This is a genomic window from Streptomyces sp. SP18CS02, from assembly GCF_036322365.1.
Lineage (GTDB): Bacteria > Actinomycetota > Actinomycetes > Streptomycetales > Streptomycetaceae > Streptomyces.
On sequence record NZ_JAQYXC010000276.1, the window covers coordinates 87,652 to 101,933 of the forward strand.

General features: G+C 70.5%; 12 protein-coding genes. 3 read left to right on the top strand and 9 right to left on the bottom strand.

The window, feature by feature from the left end; translation table 11 throughout:
• Window positions 1-94: 94 nt before the first annotated feature.
• Window positions 95-706: a DedA family protein gene (locus PUR26_RS12730; RefSeq protein ID WP_329872165.1), complete on the top strand. Its 612-nt coding sequence runs from the start codon at window positions 95-97 to the stop codon at window positions 704-706.
• Here the strand turns inward: PUR26_RS12730 and PUR26_RS12735 are convergent.
• The 3 genes from PUR26_RS12735 to PUR26_RS12745 are packed head-to-tail and all read right to left on the bottom strand — an operon-like array spanning window position 675 to window position 5,232.
• Window positions 675-1,583 carry an HAD family hydrolase gene (locus PUR26_RS12735; RefSeq protein ID WP_329872167.1) on the bottom strand — a complete coding sequence of 303 codons (909 nt, stop codon included), beginning with the start codon at window positions 1,581-1,583 and terminating at the stop codon, window positions 675-677. The two genes, PUR26_RS12730 and PUR26_RS12735, sit on opposite strands and share 32 nt — an antisense overlap.
• A 29-nt stretch (window positions 1,584-1,612) precedes the next feature.
• Window positions 1,613-4,072 carry a phosphoribosyltransferase gene (locus PUR26_RS12740; protein WP_329872169.1) on the bottom strand — a complete coding sequence of 820 codons (2,460 nt, stop codon included), beginning with the start codon at window positions 4,070-4,072 and terminating at the stop codon, window positions 1,613-1,615.
• The gene (locus PUR26_RS12745; RefSeq protein ID WP_329872171.1) at window positions 4,069-5,232 is read right to left on the bottom strand and encodes an HpcH/HpaI aldolase/citrate lyase family protein; all 1,164 of its coding nucleotides are present in this window, start codon (window positions 5,230-5,232) and stop codon (window positions 4,069-4,071) included. Before PUR26_RS12745 ends, PUR26_RS12740 begins: the two co-directional genes overlap by 4 nt.
• A 198-nt stretch (window positions 5,233-5,430) precedes the next feature.
• Between PUR26_RS12745 and PUR26_RS12750 the strand changes: the two genes are divergently transcribed.
• The gene (locus tag PUR26_RS12750; RefSeq protein ID WP_329872173.1) at window positions 5,431-6,300 is read left to right on the top strand and encodes a TerD family protein; all 870 of its coding nucleotides are present in this window, start codon (window positions 5,431-5,433) and stop codon (window positions 6,298-6,300) included.
• A gap of 34 nt (window positions 6,301-6,334) precedes the next feature.
• Here the strand turns inward: PUR26_RS12750 and PUR26_RS12755 are convergent, their stop codons facing one another.
• The 6 genes from PUR26_RS12755 to PUR26_RS12780 form a co-directional block, all read right to left on the bottom strand.
• Window positions 6,335-7,075, bottom strand: a complete 741-nt coding sequence (locus PUR26_RS12755) for a TerD family protein (RefSeq protein ID WP_329872175.1) — start codon at window positions 7,073-7,075, stop codon at window positions 6,335-6,337.
• A 112-nt stretch (window positions 7,076-7,187) separates the two neighbouring features.
• Entirely contained in the window at window positions 7,188-8,333 is a 1,146-nt protein-coding gene (locus PUR26_RS12760; protein ID WP_329872177.1) for a DUF475 domain-containing protein, read from the bottom strand.
• Between the two features lie 103 nt (window positions 8,334-8,436).
• The gene (locus PUR26_RS12765; protein WP_329872179.1) at window positions 8,437-9,012 is read right to left on the bottom strand and encodes a TerD family protein; all 576 of its coding nucleotides are present in this window, start codon (window positions 9,010-9,012) and stop codon (window positions 8,437-8,439) included.
• Window positions 9,013-9,116: 104 nt separating this feature from the next.
• Entirely contained in the window at window positions 9,117-9,692 is a 576-nt protein-coding gene (locus tag PUR26_RS12770) for a TerD family protein (protein WP_329872181.1), read from the bottom strand.
• Between the two features lie 112 nt (window positions 9,693-9,804).
• Complete coding sequence (locus PUR26_RS12775; protein ID WP_329872183.1) at window positions 9,805-10,281, bottom strand: peroxiredoxin; 477 nt, start codon at window positions 10,279-10,281, stop codon at window positions 9,805-9,807.
• 236 nt (window positions 10,282-10,517) lie between these two features.
• Complete coding sequence (locus PUR26_RS12780; RefSeq protein ID WP_329872185.1) at window positions 10,518-10,955, bottom strand: DUF3052 domain-containing protein; 438 nt, start codon at window positions 10,953-10,955, stop codon at window positions 10,518-10,520.
• A gap of 489 nt (window positions 10,956-11,444) precedes the next feature.
• Here PUR26_RS12780 and aceE point away from each other — a divergent pair, with 489 nt between their 5' ends.
• Window positions 11,445-14,192: a pyruvate dehydrogenase (acetyl-transferring), homodimeric type gene (gene aceE / locus PUR26_RS12785; protein WP_329872187.1), complete on the top strand. Its 2,748-nt coding sequence runs from the start codon at window positions 11,445-11,447 to the stop codon at window positions 14,190-14,192.
• Window positions 14,193-14,282: the final 90 nt, after the last annotated feature.

The window sequence follows — 14,282 nt, forward strand, 5'->3', positions numbered from 1 at the left end:
CTCCCCGCGCGGGCCCCGCACAGTGCGGAAAACCACAGGGTGCCGTGCGGTCGCCTTCAGGGTGTCTTCAGGCAGCGGTTCCTAGCGTGGAGCCATGGAACGCTGGATCAACAGCCTCATGGACACCCTCGGCGCCCCCGGCGCGGGGATCGCCATCGCCTTGGAGAACCTCTTCCCTCCGCTGCCGAGCGAGGTGATCCTGCCGCTGGCGGGGTTCGCCTCCGCCACCGGGCGGATGAACCTGATCGCCGCCCTGCTGTGGACGACGGCCGGTTCGGTCGTGGGCGCGCTCGCGCTGTACGGGGTGGGGGCACTGCTCGGGCGGGACCGCACCGTGTCCCTCGCGGCCAGGCTGCCGCTGGTGAAGGTCTCGGACATCGAACGCACGGAGGCGTGGTTCGGCCGGCACGGCACGAAGGCGGTGTTCTTCGGCCGGATGGTGCCGATCTTCCGGTCGCTGATCTCCGTGCCGGCGGGCGTCGAGCGCATGCGGCTGCCGGTGTTCCTGGCGCTGACGACGCTCGGCAGCGCGATCTGGAACACCGTCTTCGTCCTCGCCGGGTACCTCCTGGGCGACAACTGGGAGGACGTCACCCGTTATGTGTCGATGTACTCGAAGGCGGTCCTGGTGGTGGCGGTGGGTGCGGTGCTGGTGTTCGTGGCGGTACGGCTGTTCAGGCCGGGTTCGGGTGCACGGAGGAACTGAACCGGCGCAGGATCTCCTCGCCCGCCCGGACGCCCTTCTCCTCCAGCAGGTCGACGTGGCCGGCGCTCCAGCCGGTCTCGGCGAGCTCCCCGTGGCCGGGCCGCCAGGCCCGGTCGGCGGCGAGCAGCAGGTCGGCGTCGAGCAGCGAGTCCCCGGCGGCCAGGACGCGGTCCGCGCCGGTGCGCCGGGCCACTTCGCGCATGGCGGCGCTCTTGGTGAGCGGCTTCGGCACGGCGTAGATCTTGCGTCCTTGGAGGGAGACCGTCCAGCCCCGGCCGTCGGCCCATTCGGCGAGCTCCCTCACCCAGCCCTCGGGCAGCAGGGCACGCTCGACGACGAGGTACGCGAAGAGGTCCTCGGCGACGCGCTCCTTGAGGAGCCAGGCGGGATCGGCCGCGGCCAGGAGGTGGGCGCGGACCTCGTCGAGCGTGGCGCACTCGTCGGCGAGCCGGGCGGCGACGGTGCGCTGCCAGCGGGGATCGCTGACGCCGTCGACGAGGATGTGCCCGCCGTTGGCGCAGATGGCGTACCGGGCGTCGGGGCCGGGGAGCCGGATGCGCCGGTACTGCTCGCGGGTGCGGGTGGTGGTGGGGACGAAGACGGCGTGCGGCGGCAGCGCGGCGAGCAGGGCCGCGGCCGTCTCGGTGAGGTACGACAGGGGCTTCCGCTGGTAGACCTCCACGCACAGCAGGCGCGGCGCCTCGGCGTCCGGCATGGTCAGGCCGAGGGCGGCGGCCGAGTAGATCAGGGTGCGGTCGAGGTCGCTGGCGATGAGCGTCACCGCGGTGGGCACGGCGGCCGGTACGGCTTCCGGGAGCGTGCCGGGTGCGGGCGCCACCGGAGCGGCGGCCGGGAGCGTGCCGGTGGCGGACGCCATCGGTGCGGAGGATGCCGTGGGTGTCGCCATCAGTGGTTCACCGCCCTGCCGTCGGCGCCGGTGGCCCCTCGCGTGTACTGGGGGTGGATCAGCCCGACGCAGGTGTACGGCAGCCCGTCGGCCTCCTCCACCGGTACGCCGCGCTGCTCGGCCAGCAGTCGCACATGGTCGAGGTCGGCTCCCGCGCCGCGCTGGGCGAGGATCTTCCAGGGGACCCGGCGCAGCAGTACGCGGGTGGTCTCCCCGACACCCGGCTTGACCAGGTTGACGTCGTGGATGCCGTACTCCTCGCTGATCCGCTCCACGGCCGCCCACCCCTCCCAGGTGGGGGCGCGGTCCGCCGCCAGCAGTTCCTTGACGTCGGCGGCCACGGCGTCGGCGACCTCGTCGAAGCGGGCGGTGACGGCGTCCAGGAAGTGCGCCGACAGGTCGGCGTCGGCGAGCTCGCGGTAGAACTTGGCGCCGTGGAAGTCGTGGGGGCCGACCAGGTCGGCGCGCAGGACGGTACGCGATATCAGGCCGGAGACCGTGGAGTTGAGGCAGGCGGAGGGAATGAGGAAGTCCTCCCGGGTGCCGTAGGTGCGCACGCAGGAGCCGGGGTCGGCGAGGACCGCGATCTCCGGGACGAAGCCGGGGAAGTCACGCAGCGCCTCGGCCAGTTCGCGGGTGATGGCCCCCTTGCCGGTCCAGCCGTCGACGAACACCACGTCGGCGGGGTCGTGGTGGCGCTGGAGCCAGCGCAGGGCGTTGGCGTCGATACCGCGCCCGCGCACGATGGACACCGCGTAGTGAGGCAGGTCGATGCCGTGGCGGCGCGCCCAGCGGCGCATCAGGACGCCGACGGGCGTGCCCGCGCGGGCGAGGGAGACGAGCACGGGGCGGGGGGAGCGCTCGGCCAGGACCGTCTCGGTGACCGTGCCGACCGCCCGCGCGACGCGGGACGCCGAGGTCTCCAGGGCCGCGTGGAAGAGCTCCTGGTACCGGGCGCTGGGCTGGTACTCGACGGGCAGCGACTCGGCGTAGTGCGCGCCGCCGCTCTGTATCGCCTCCTCCCGCTCCTCGGTGGGCGCCTCCAGCTCGACGTCCGAGAGGTCCTGGAGCAGCCAGCCCACCTCGTCGGGCGCGTAGGAGGAGAACGCGGGGCCGCGCAGGGGCTCGGGCAGCATGGGGTCCCTTTCGGGTACGTACGAGGGGACGACGGCGAGCAGGACGCGCGGGGTGTGCTCGGCGAGCCGGGCCAGCAGGCCGCCGGGGGCGTGCAGCGCGGGGGTGTCGGCGACGGAGTCGACGACCGCGACGACGGCGTCGAACCCGCCGCCCGCGACGTTGTAGGCGAACCGGTCGCCGGGGCCGTCGGCGGGGCCGTCGTGTGCCGGGAAGACGAGACGGGTGCGTATCGCGTAGCCGGGGTCGTCGACGGCGAGCACGGGCGAGCGGGTGGTGGTCGAGAAGCGCACGTCGGCGTCGATGTGCTTCTCCAGGGCGACGCCCAGGGCGAGCGGCGCGTACATCAGCTCCTCGGATCCGAGCACCAGCACCCGGGGGCGGCCGGTGCCGGTGCCGGTGCCCGTGCCGCTCGGCGGCAGGGCCAGGGCGTCGGCCAGCCGGGCGGCCATGGCGGGGAGCGCGGCATCGAGCAGGGCGCGGTGGCCGGGGGTGAAGCCGTGGCGGCCGCCGTCGGGGACCCCGGCCGGCCAGCCGAGCTCCACCCGCCGCGCGGCGGCCGCCGCCGGCCCGTGCGCCCGGTCCGCCGCCGGCGGCTCGTGGGCGGCGACCAGGGCCTGGCCCTTGGCCAGGACGCCGTCCGGGAGGCGTACCGTGCCCACGGCGAGCGTCACCAGGTCCACCCGCGCGCCGATCTCGGCGGCGAGGTCCGCGAGCCGGCCCCGGTCCTGCTCCGAGCGCATGTCGACCAGCGCCACGACGACGTACCGCTCGCGCGGGTAGCGCTCGTGCAGGGCGCGGACCGTGTTGAGCACGGTGTTGCCGGTGGAGAACTCGTCGTCGACCAGGACCAGCGGGCCCGGGGAGGCCAGCAGCGCCGGGTCCTCGGGCAGCAGGAGGTGGGAGGTGGCGTGCGAGTGGGACTCCTCGAAGCCGCCCGCCGTCGCGACGCCGGACACGGGGCGGCGCGTGGAGTGCAGGTACGGCGCGACACCGAGCCCGTCCGCGACCGAGTGGCCGAGGCCCGTGGCCGTCTCCGCGTAGCCGAGGACCAGCGCGCGGTGCGCGTCCTCGGCGCCCAGCAGGTCCCGGACCCGCAGGCCCAGGTCGTATCCCGCCCGCCAGACGACGGTGGGGCTCTGCGGCACGTGCTTGCCCAGGACGTTGGAGACGAGCAGGTGGGCCCGCTTGGGGTTGCGCCGCAGGGCCAGGCCCAGCAGTCCGCGCAGCCTCTCGTCGCCGCCGGGCCCGCTGCCCCGCAGCTCGACGCCCAGCCGTTCGGCGACCCACGTACCCGACCACACCACGTTCTCGTCCTCCTTCATCGGGCCAGCCCGGCGGTGAGCAGCTCCACGAAGCCGACGTCCTCCTTGGCGACGCCGAAGACCTCGGCGCGCCGGAGGGTCCGCTCGGCCCAGGCGCGGTGCGGCTTCACCTCGTTCATCTTGTTCGTGTAGGCGGAGCGCAGCACTCCTCCGCCGCCCCGCTCCGGGCGCAGGATGTCCTGCGCGTCGCTGAACTCCTCGTGGCTGACCACGGACAGCGCGTGGACGGGGAGGACGTGCGAGGGGTGGATGCAGGTCTTGCCGAGCAGGCCGTTGGCCCGGTCCAGCTCGATCTCGCGCAGCAGTCCGTCGAGGTCGTGCTCGATCAGCGTGGTGCGCAGTTCGTCGGCGCGCTGCTCCATGAAGGGGCTGCGGCGCAGCTGGGGCTTGAACATGCGCTCCTGGAGGCGGAAGTACTCCCAGACCGGTCCGGTGATGGTGAACCCGGTGCCGTCCGCGCGGCCCAGCACGTTGACCACGTCGGAGATGACATGGGCGACGATCTTCACGTCGTAGGCGGTCATGTCGGGGGAGCGCCGCAGTCCGTAGGCCGAGCAGAAGTCGGTGACGCCGAGCCTCAGGGCGAGGATCCGTTCGCGGTGGGTGTCGACGGTGCGGGCGATGCCGGCCAGGGTCTCGCTCCGGGTCTCCAGATGGAGCAGTTCCGGCGACTCCAGTACGGGCATGGCGAACAGCCGCCGCCCGGCGGCGCCCTCCGCCGCGGTGAGGGCCTCCATGAAGGGCGTGCCGCGCTTCTCGGTGAACTTCGGCAGGACGAATCCGGACAGCAGTCCGCCGGCCGGGCCGAGCCGCCGTACGAGGTCGGGGATCTGGTCCGGTTCGCGGACGCGGATGAAGAGCAGCGGTGGTTCGCCGCCCCGTTCGTGGAGGGTGGCGAACTGCTGGACAAGGTTATTTTCGGCCGCTTCGACCTCGCTGTCGTCGATGGAGTCCTCCAGGCACAGCACCATCGACACGACACCGCGTCCGACCTGCTTGTCCACGTCGTCGGCTAGGTGCGGACGGGTGGCCGGGCTGTAGAGGGTGGCACCGAGCGCGACGGCCAGGACGCCGGCGGGCGAGTCGGCGGTGAACTCCACCGGCTCCCGGTGGAACAGCCCGGCTCGGGCAGTGGGCGGGATGTGCCCGAAATGACGCATAAGAATCCCCCGTACTGCCGTAAAGGCCCCGAAGACATGTGGCCGGTAATAGTACGTACCGACGAGTGTCAAGAGTTCCCCATGGGGATGAACTCCAGGTAACTCGTCTGCTTCTCGCGCATGGGACGGCGGAGCCGGCGTGCGGGCGGGCGGCGGGCCCGGCCCCCACGTTGTCCGCGGGGTGTGCGGCCAGGCAGGATGACGGGCATGACGCACGCCATGCTGAAGGGCTCGAACGTCCCGCTCGACGCCGCGGCCGTTCGGGCCGTACTGTGCTGGACCCCCGGCCCCGGAGTCCCCGACGTGGACGCCTCGGCCCTGTTGCTGGGCGCGGACGGACGGGTGCGTTCCGATGAGGACTTCGTCTTCTACAACCAGCCGCGCCACCCCTCGGGCCTGGTGCGGCGGCTGTCGAAGAAGCGGGTGACCGAGGGCCTGACGGACACGGTCGAGGCGGATCTCGCGGCGCTGGACGCGTCGGTGGACCAGGTGGTCCTGGCGGCCTCCTCGGACGGGGACACCTTCGAACACGTACGCGACCTTCGTGTGCTGCTGTACGACGCCGGGTCGGCCGGCCAGGAGCCGCTGGCCGTCTTCGAGGTGAAGCCCGAGACGGGCGAGGAGACGGCGATCATCTGCGGCGAGCTGTACCGGCGCGGTGAGGGCTGGAAGTTCCGGGCGGTCGGGCAGGGCTATCCGACGGGCCTGATCGGGCTGGCCACCGCGTTCGGGATCTCGGTGGACGAGGCGGAGGGCGAGGCGGAGCCCCCGGCCGACCGGCCCGTGCCCGCGCCGCCCGCTCCGAGCGCTCCCCCGGCCGCGGTGTCCGCCGCGTCCGTCGCCCCCGCCGGGCAGACCTCCGCGTCCGCGCCCACCGTCGCTCCCGCCTACGGCTATCCGCAGCCGGGGGCCGGCGGGCCGGCGTACGGCCACCCCCAGGCCGGTCCGGCGCCCTCGGAGCCGCCACGGCCCGCGTACGGCTACCCCCAGCCGGCCGCCGCGGCGGCTCCCGCGCCCGACCCGAACTTCCGGCTGCCGCCGATGGGCCCCCAGTTCGTCCGGGGGTGACGCGGGCGTCCCGGGTCCGTGGGGCGGGCGGGGGTCAGACCCGGCCCGCCTTGAAGCCGCGTCCCCATTGCAGTCCCCAGCCGTAGAGCCGGTCCAGCTCGGCCTGGAAGCCGTACACGAACCGCACCTCACGGCGCACCACCAGTTCGTCCTTGACGTTCTCCAGCAGGAAGACCGCGCAGGAGCGGGCCTGCGGCGCCCGCTCGTCGAGCTCTATCTCGATGCGGGGGCCGTTGCTCGGGTAGAGCGTCATTGTGGCGTGCGTGCGGTCGAACGCGGGCGTCTGGTCGTAGATGTAGACGAAGAACAGCAGCCGCTTGATCGACTCGCGCTGGTCGAGGTTGACGAAGATCGTCTCGCCGGAGGGCGCCCCGAACCGGTCGTCGCCGCTGAGCTTCACGTACGGCGGGGCGTTGAGGTCGCCGAAGAAGCCGCCGAGGGGCTGCACCACGCCCTTGCTGCCGTCCGCCATCTCGTACAGGCAGCCGATGTCCAGGTCGACGTTGACGACGCCCTGGGTGTGCGCCTGGACCACCTCCGGCTTGAAGAACTTGAGGGGGTGGCGCAGCAGCCGGCCGCTCTGCCTGGACCGGCCCTCTATGTCGGAGGTGCGCATGCGCCAGGAGAGGTTGACGCGCAGGTTGCCGGTCTCCGCGCCCTGCTTGGTGAGGGAGACGGACGGGCGCCGTCTGGTCAGATCGATGGAGTTGGACGCGGCTCCGCCCGAGTCGAACTGCGCCGTCCTGTCACCCCGCAGGCTGTCCCAGAAAGCCATGCCCCCCACCCCTTGTCGTCCGGTCCTTCATGGATACGCCGCGGGGCGGCCGGGAGCACCGGCCGCCCCGCTCAGAAGCGTTCCTCACTGACGGGGTCGTCACACCCCGTTCTCATACGCCGGACGAGATCCCGGCCTTCTCGTCGGGGCCGCGGGCATCCCCCTCGGCGGCCGCCAGCGCCTTGTTGCGGCGGACCGAGGACAGGAAGGAGGCGGCGATCAGGAACACGCCGATGAAGCCGGTGATGAGCTCGCTGATCTCGTGCTGGATCGTGATGAGCAGGATGACCGCGAGGGCGCCGATCGCGTAGTGCGCGCCGTGCTCCAGGTAGACGTAGTCGTCCAGGGTGCCCTGGCGGACCAGGTAGACGGTGAGCGACCGGACGTACATCGCTCCGATGCCGAGGCCGAGCGCCATCCAGAAGATGTGGTTGGTGATGGCGAAGGCGCCGATGACGCCGTCGAAGGAGAACGAGGCGTCGAGCACTTCCAGGTACAGGAAGAGGAAGAAGGCCGCCTTGCCGGCCAGGCCGACGGCGGAGACGGGCTTGCCCTCCTTCTTGGCCTGCTCCTCCTCCTCGTGCTCGCGCTCCTCCTCTTCCTCCAGCTTGTCCTCGAAGTAGCCGGAGAGACCGCCGACGACCAGGTACGTGATGAGGCCGGCGACGCCGGCGAGCAGCACGGTGGCCGACTTGTCCGCGTGGCCGGTGCTGGTGTGCGCCTCGGTGGCGAAGGTGACCGCGGAGATCAGCAGGGCGATCAGGGCGATGCAGACCGACAGCATGTCGACCTTGCCGAGCTTGGCCAGCGGCCGCTCCAGCCAGGCCAGCCACTTGTGCTCGCGCTCCTCGAAGATGAAGTCGAGGAAGATCATCAGCAGGAACATGCCACCGAAGGCGGCGATCGCCGGGTGGGCGTCGGTGACGAGGTCCTCGTACTGCTGCGGTTCGTTCATGGCCAGCTGGACCGCTTCGATCGGCCCCACCTTGGCGCTGATGGCGACGATGACGACGGGGAAGACCAGTCGCATGCCGAACACGGCGATCAGGATGCCGACCGTCAGGAAGATCTTCTGCCAGAAGGCGTTCATCTTCTTGAGAATTCCGGCGTTGACCACCGCGTTGTCGAAGGACAGCGAGATTTCGAGGACCGACAGGATCAGCACGATCCCGAAGGCCTCCCACCCCCACTGCCAGGCGGCGAACGCGAGGCCGATCGCCGTGATGGCGAACGACCAGCCGAAGGTTTTCAGGACCACTGGCTACCCAATCGTGTTGTGGGGATCCCCCCAGGCGGAGCTCTGGGGGAGGGACTCCCCCTCGCGGTGCGCGCCGGGTCTTGAACCAACCCGGAGACGTGCTTTAGGAAACATTGACCCCGAAGTCTAGAGCGATGCCCCTCAGCCCTGATGCGTACCCCTGTCCGACCGCGCGGAACTTCCACTCCCCGTTGTAGCGGTACAGCTCGCCGAAGATCATCGCGGTCTCCGTCGAGGCGTCCTCGCTCAGGTCGTACCGTGCGAGCTCGTTGCCGTCTGCCTGGTTCACCACGCGGATGAACGCGTTGGCGACCTGGCCGAAGGTCTGCCCCCGGTTGTCGGCCTCGTGGATCGAGACCGGAAAGACGATCTTGTCGACATGGGCCGGGACCTTGACGAGGTCCACGATCAGCGACTCGTCGTCCCCGTCGCCCTCGCCCGTGAGGTTGTCGCCGGTGTGCTCGACGGATCCCTCGGGGCTCTTGAGGTTGTTGTAGAAGACGAACCACTCGTCGCCGAGCACGCGCCCGGACTGGCACAGCAGGGCGCTGGCGTCGAGGTCGAAGGGCGCTCCGGTGGTGGAACGCGCGTCCCAGCCGAGACCGACCAGCACCTGGGTGAGGTTGGGTGCGGCCTTGGAGAGGGAGACGTTGCCTCCCTTGGCGAGTGTGACGCCCATGTCGTGGGTCCTCCCCTGAGGTGTGCGATAGAGGCACGTCCGGCGCCGCACAGGAGTGTGCGGCGCCGGACGAGACTGCGCGGGTGGCTCTGGCGCGGAACGGCTCAGACGTTGACGCCGAAGTCCTGCGCGATGCCGCGCAGACCCGAGGCGTAGCCCTGGCCGATGGCGCGGAACTTCCACTCCGCGCCGTTGCGGTACAGCTCGCCGAAGACCATGGCGGTCTCCGTCGAGGCGTCCTCGCTCAGGTCGTACCGCGCGAGCTCGTTGCCGTCTGCCTGGTTCACCACGCGGATGAACGCGTTGCGCACCTGGCCGAAGGACTGCTGGCGGCTCTCGGCCTCGTAGATGGAGACCGGGAAGACGATCTTGTCGATGTCGGCCGGGACCGAGGCGAGGTTGACCTTGATCTGCTCGTCGTCGCCCTCGCCCTCACCCGTGAGGTTGTCACCGGTGTGCTCGACCGAGCCGTCTGCGCTCTTCAGGTTGTTGAAGAAGACGAAGTTGCCGTCGGTGGTGACCTTGCCCTCGGCGTTCGCCAGCAGGGCGCTGGCGTCGAGGTCGAAGTCCGTACCGGTGGTGGTGCGGACGTCCCAGCCCAGACCGACGGTGACCGCGGTCAGATTGGGCGCGGCCTTGGTCAGCGAGACGTTGCCGCCCTTGCTGAGGCTGACTCCCACGAGTCCCTCCATTGGTTTCCAGGGGCAGCGCCCCCGTCGTGCGTTGGCATCGGATCAACGAGTGGATCCTAGTGACGGGTTCCCGTCGCGAGCAGGCTCTTGGGCCGAAGAATCAGAGGGTGTCGAGCGCCCTGACGTACTCGTTCAGGTCACGGGCGTCCGGCAGGCCGTTGACGACGGTCCACTGCACGACGCCGTCCTTGTCGATGATGAAGGTGCCGCGCACGGCGCAGCCCTTCTCCTCGTCGAAGACGCCGTAGGCGCGCGAGGTCTCGCCGTGCGGCCAGAAGTCCGACAGCAGCGGGTACTCCAGGCCCTCCTGCTCGGCGAAGACGCGCAGGGTGTGGATGGAGTCGTTGGAGACGGCGAGGAGCTGGGTGTCGTCGTTGACGAACTTCGGCAGCTCGTCGCGGAGCGCGCACAGCTCGCCCGTGCACACCCCGGTGAACGCGAAGGGGTAGAAGAGGAGCACCACGTTCTTGGCGCCGCGGGGACCATGGAAGTCGGAGAGCCGCACGGTGCGTCCGTGGTTGTCCTTCAGTTCGAAGTCCGGGGCCTTGGTGCCGACCTTGACCGCCTCGATCGCCATGTCTCACACATCCCTTTCACTGGGGCTGAACCTACGGGTTCACTGGGCTGAACCTACGGGCCGGACTACGGGCCGGACTACGGGCCCGGACCGCGGGCCCGGACCTCCGCGCACGGCAGCCGCGTGCCGGACGCGCGGACCGGGGCCGGTGCGCCGGGGCGGCCCGCCCGCACCCACCCTACGCACAGGGCCCCCGCCGACCAGGTCGGCGGGGGCCCTGTGGGCGACTGGGTGGTTCAGCGCTTGGACTTGGCCGCCTTCGGCGTGACCAGGCGGCTGCCCGCCCAGTCCTTGCCGGCGTTGATGCTCTTCGTCTGGGAGAGGCCTGCGGTCTGGGACGCCTCGTTGATGTCGCTGGGTTCGACGTAGCCGTCACGGCCGGTCTTGGGCGTCAGGAGCCAGATCTCCCCACCCTCCTCGATCAGACCGATGGCGTCGACCAGCGCGTCCGTGAGGTCTCCGTCCTCGTCGCGGAACCACAGCAGTACGACGTCGGCGACGTCTTCGTAGTCCTCATCCACGAGGTCCTGGCCGATGACGGCCTCGATGCTCTCACGGAGCTCCTGCTCGACGTCGTCGTCGTAGCCGATCTCCTGGACCACCTGTCCGGGCTCGAACCCCAGCCTCGCAGCCAGGTTGGTCCGCTCCTCCGCGTGGTCCGCGGTCGCGCTCACGGCTTGCCTCCTGATCGTGTTTTGGAAAATGCTTCGGCCGCGCGCGTACGCGCGGCATTGGCCGTAGTCCACACGTGCTGGGCGGATCGCGCAAGTACCCGGCCGCCGAGACCGCCGAAACGGTGACTTTTGGGGCCGTCTCGCCGCAACTCCAGGCACCTCCCCGCCCACGCCCGTCATGAGGACCACACCTCTTGACCCACTTTAGGGGCTTGCGTTCTTTCCGTGCGCCAATCGTGGGCGAACGGCCGAACGAAACGCATGGCCGGACTGGGCGTAAGGTTGCGATTTGGCCGGACCCGGAACGCGGGTCCGGACGGGATCACCGAAGGGTACGGGCCGGATGGACGGGCCGACGGGGGTTACCCCTCGGTAGAGGTGACGTTTGCGTCCACGGGGTAGACGATGGTGGCGGCGCGACCGCACTGCCGGCACTCGGCACACCCCGCAGTCATCCCCGTAGGCTCCACCGAACAGCGAAGGAACAGCGTGGCTTCCGGATCCGATCGCAACCCGATCATCATTGGCGGCCTTCCCAGCCAGGTCCCGGACTTCGATCCCGAAGAGACTCAGGAATGGCTCGACTCCCTCGACGCCGCCGTCGACGAGCGGGGCCGTGAGCGTGCCCGTTACCTGATGCTCCGCCTGATCGAACGGGCCCGCGAGAAGCGCGTGGCCGTGCCCGAGATGCGCAGCACGGACTACGTGAACACCATCGCCACCAAGGACGAGCCGTTCTTCCCCGGCAACGAGGAGATCGAGCGCAAGGTCCTCAACGCGACGCGCTGGAACGCGGCCGTCATGGTGTCGCGCGCGCAGCGCCCCGGTATCGGCGTGGGCGGCCACATCGCCACCTTCGCCTCCTCCGCCTCCCTGTACGACGTGGGCTTCAACCACTTCTTCCGCGGCAAGGACGAGGGTGACGGCGGCGACCAGATCTTCTTCCAGGGGCACGCGTCCCCCGGTATCTACGCCCGCGCCTTCCTGCTCGACCGGCTGAGCGAGACGCAGCTCGACGCGTTCCGCCAGGAGAAGTCGAAGTTCCCGAACGGTCTGTCGTCCTACCCGCACCCGCGGCTGATGCCGGACTTCTGGGAGTTCCCGACCGTGTCCATGGGTCTGGGCCCCCTGGGCGCGATCTATCAGGCGCGGATGAACCGCTACATGGAGGCGCGCGGCATCGCCGACACCTCCGCCTCCCACGTGTGGGCCTACCTCGGTGACGGCGAGATGGACGAGCCGGAGTCGCTCGGCCAGCTGTCCATCGCCGCGCGGGAGGGCCTGGACAACCTGACGTTCGTCGTCAACTGCAACCTGCAGCGCCTCGACGGTCCGGTCCGCGGCAACGGCAAGATCATCCAGGAGCTGGAGTCGCAGTTCCGCGGCGCCGGCTGGAACGTGATCAAGCTCGTCTGGGACCGCTCCTGGGACCCGCTGCTCGCCCAGGACCGCGACGGCATCCTGGTCAACAAGCTGAACACCACGCCGGACGGCCAGTTCCAGACGTACGCGACGGAGACCGGCTCGTACGTCCGCGAGCACTTCTTCGGTGACGACCACCGGCTGCGCGCCATGGTCGAGAACATGACCGACCAGCAGATCCAGCACCTGGGCCGCGGCGGTCACGACCACAAGAAGGTGTACGCGGCCTACGCGGCGGCCAAGGCGCACAAGGGCCAGCCGACCGTGATCCTCGCCCAGACGGTCAAGGGCTGGACGCTCGGCCCGAACTTCGAGGGCCGCAACGCGACCCACCAGATGAAGAAGCTGACGGTCGACGACCTGAAGCGCTTCCGTGACCGGCTGCACATCCCGATCACGGACAAGCAGCTCGAAGAGGGCGCCCCGCCGTACTACCACCCGGGTCGCGACTCGGAGGAGATCCAGTACATGCACGACCGCCGCAAGGCGCTGGGCGGGTACGTCCCGACCCGGGTCGTGCGGGCCAAGCCCCTGGCGCTGCCGGACGAGAAGACCTACGCGGCGGTCAGGAAGGGCTCCGGCCAGCAGTCGATCGCCACCACCATGGCGTTCGTGCGGCTGCTCAAGGACCTGATGCGGGACAAGGAGATCGGCAAGCGGTTCGTGCTGATCGCGCCGGACGAGTACCGCACGTTCGGTATGGACTCGTTCTTCCCGAGCGCCAAGATCTACAACCCGCTGGGCCAGCAGTACGAGGCCGTGGACCGCGAGCTGCTCCTCGCCTACAAGGAGTCGCCGACGGGGCAGATGCTGCACGACGGTATCTCCGAGGCGGGCTGCACGGCCTCGCTGATCGCGGCGGGCTCGGCGTACGCCACCCACGGCGAGCCGCTGATCCCGGTGTACGTCTTCTACTCCATGTTCGGTTTCCAGCGGACCGGTGACCAGTTCTGGCAGATGGCCGACCAGCTGTCGCGCGGTTTCGTACTGGGAGCGACCGCCGGCCGTACGACTCTGACCGGTGAGGGGCTCCAGCACGCGGACGGCCACTCCCAGCTGCTCGCCTCGACCAACCCGGGCTGCGTCGCGTACGACCCGGCCTACGGCTTCGAGATCGCCCACATCGTCAAGGACGGTCTGCGCCGGATGTACGGCGAGACGGCCGACGGCAGGCCGGGCGAGGACGTCTTCTACTACCTGACCGTCTACAACGAGCCGATCCAGCACCCGGCCGAGCCGGCCGACGTCGACGTCGACGGCATCATCAAGGGCATCCACCGCTTCAAGGCGGGCGAGGCCGGCGAGATCCCGGCGCAGATCATGGCGTCCGGCGTCGCGGTGCCGTGGGCGGTCGAGGCGCAGCGCCTCCTCGCCGAGGAGTGGAACGTCAAGGCCGACGTCTGGTCGGCGACGTCCTGGAACGAGCTGCGTCGCGACGCCGTCGAGGCCGACCGGTACAACCTGCTCCACCCGGAGGAGGAGCAGCGCGTCCCGTATGTGACGCGGAAGCTCTCCGGCGCGCAGGGTCCGTTCGTGGCCGTCTCCGACTGGATGCGGTCGGTGCCCGACCAGATCGCCCGCTGGGTGCCGGGGACGTACACGTCGCTGGGCGCGGACGGCTTCGGCTTCGCGGACACCCGTGGTGCGGCGCGGCGGTACTTCCACATCGACGCGCAGTCGATCGTCCTGGCCGTCCTCACCGAGCTGGCCCGCGAGGGCAAGGTCGACCGGTCGGTGCTGAAGCAGGCCGTGGACCGCTACCAGCTGCTGGACGTGGCGGCGGCGGACCCGGGCGCGGCGGGCGGCGACGCGTGACCGCTCGTCCCGTGTGACACGGAGCCGAAGGGCGGCGGGACCCCGGTCCCGCCGCCCTTCGGCGTGCGGGTGGGGGCGGGCGCCGGGGAT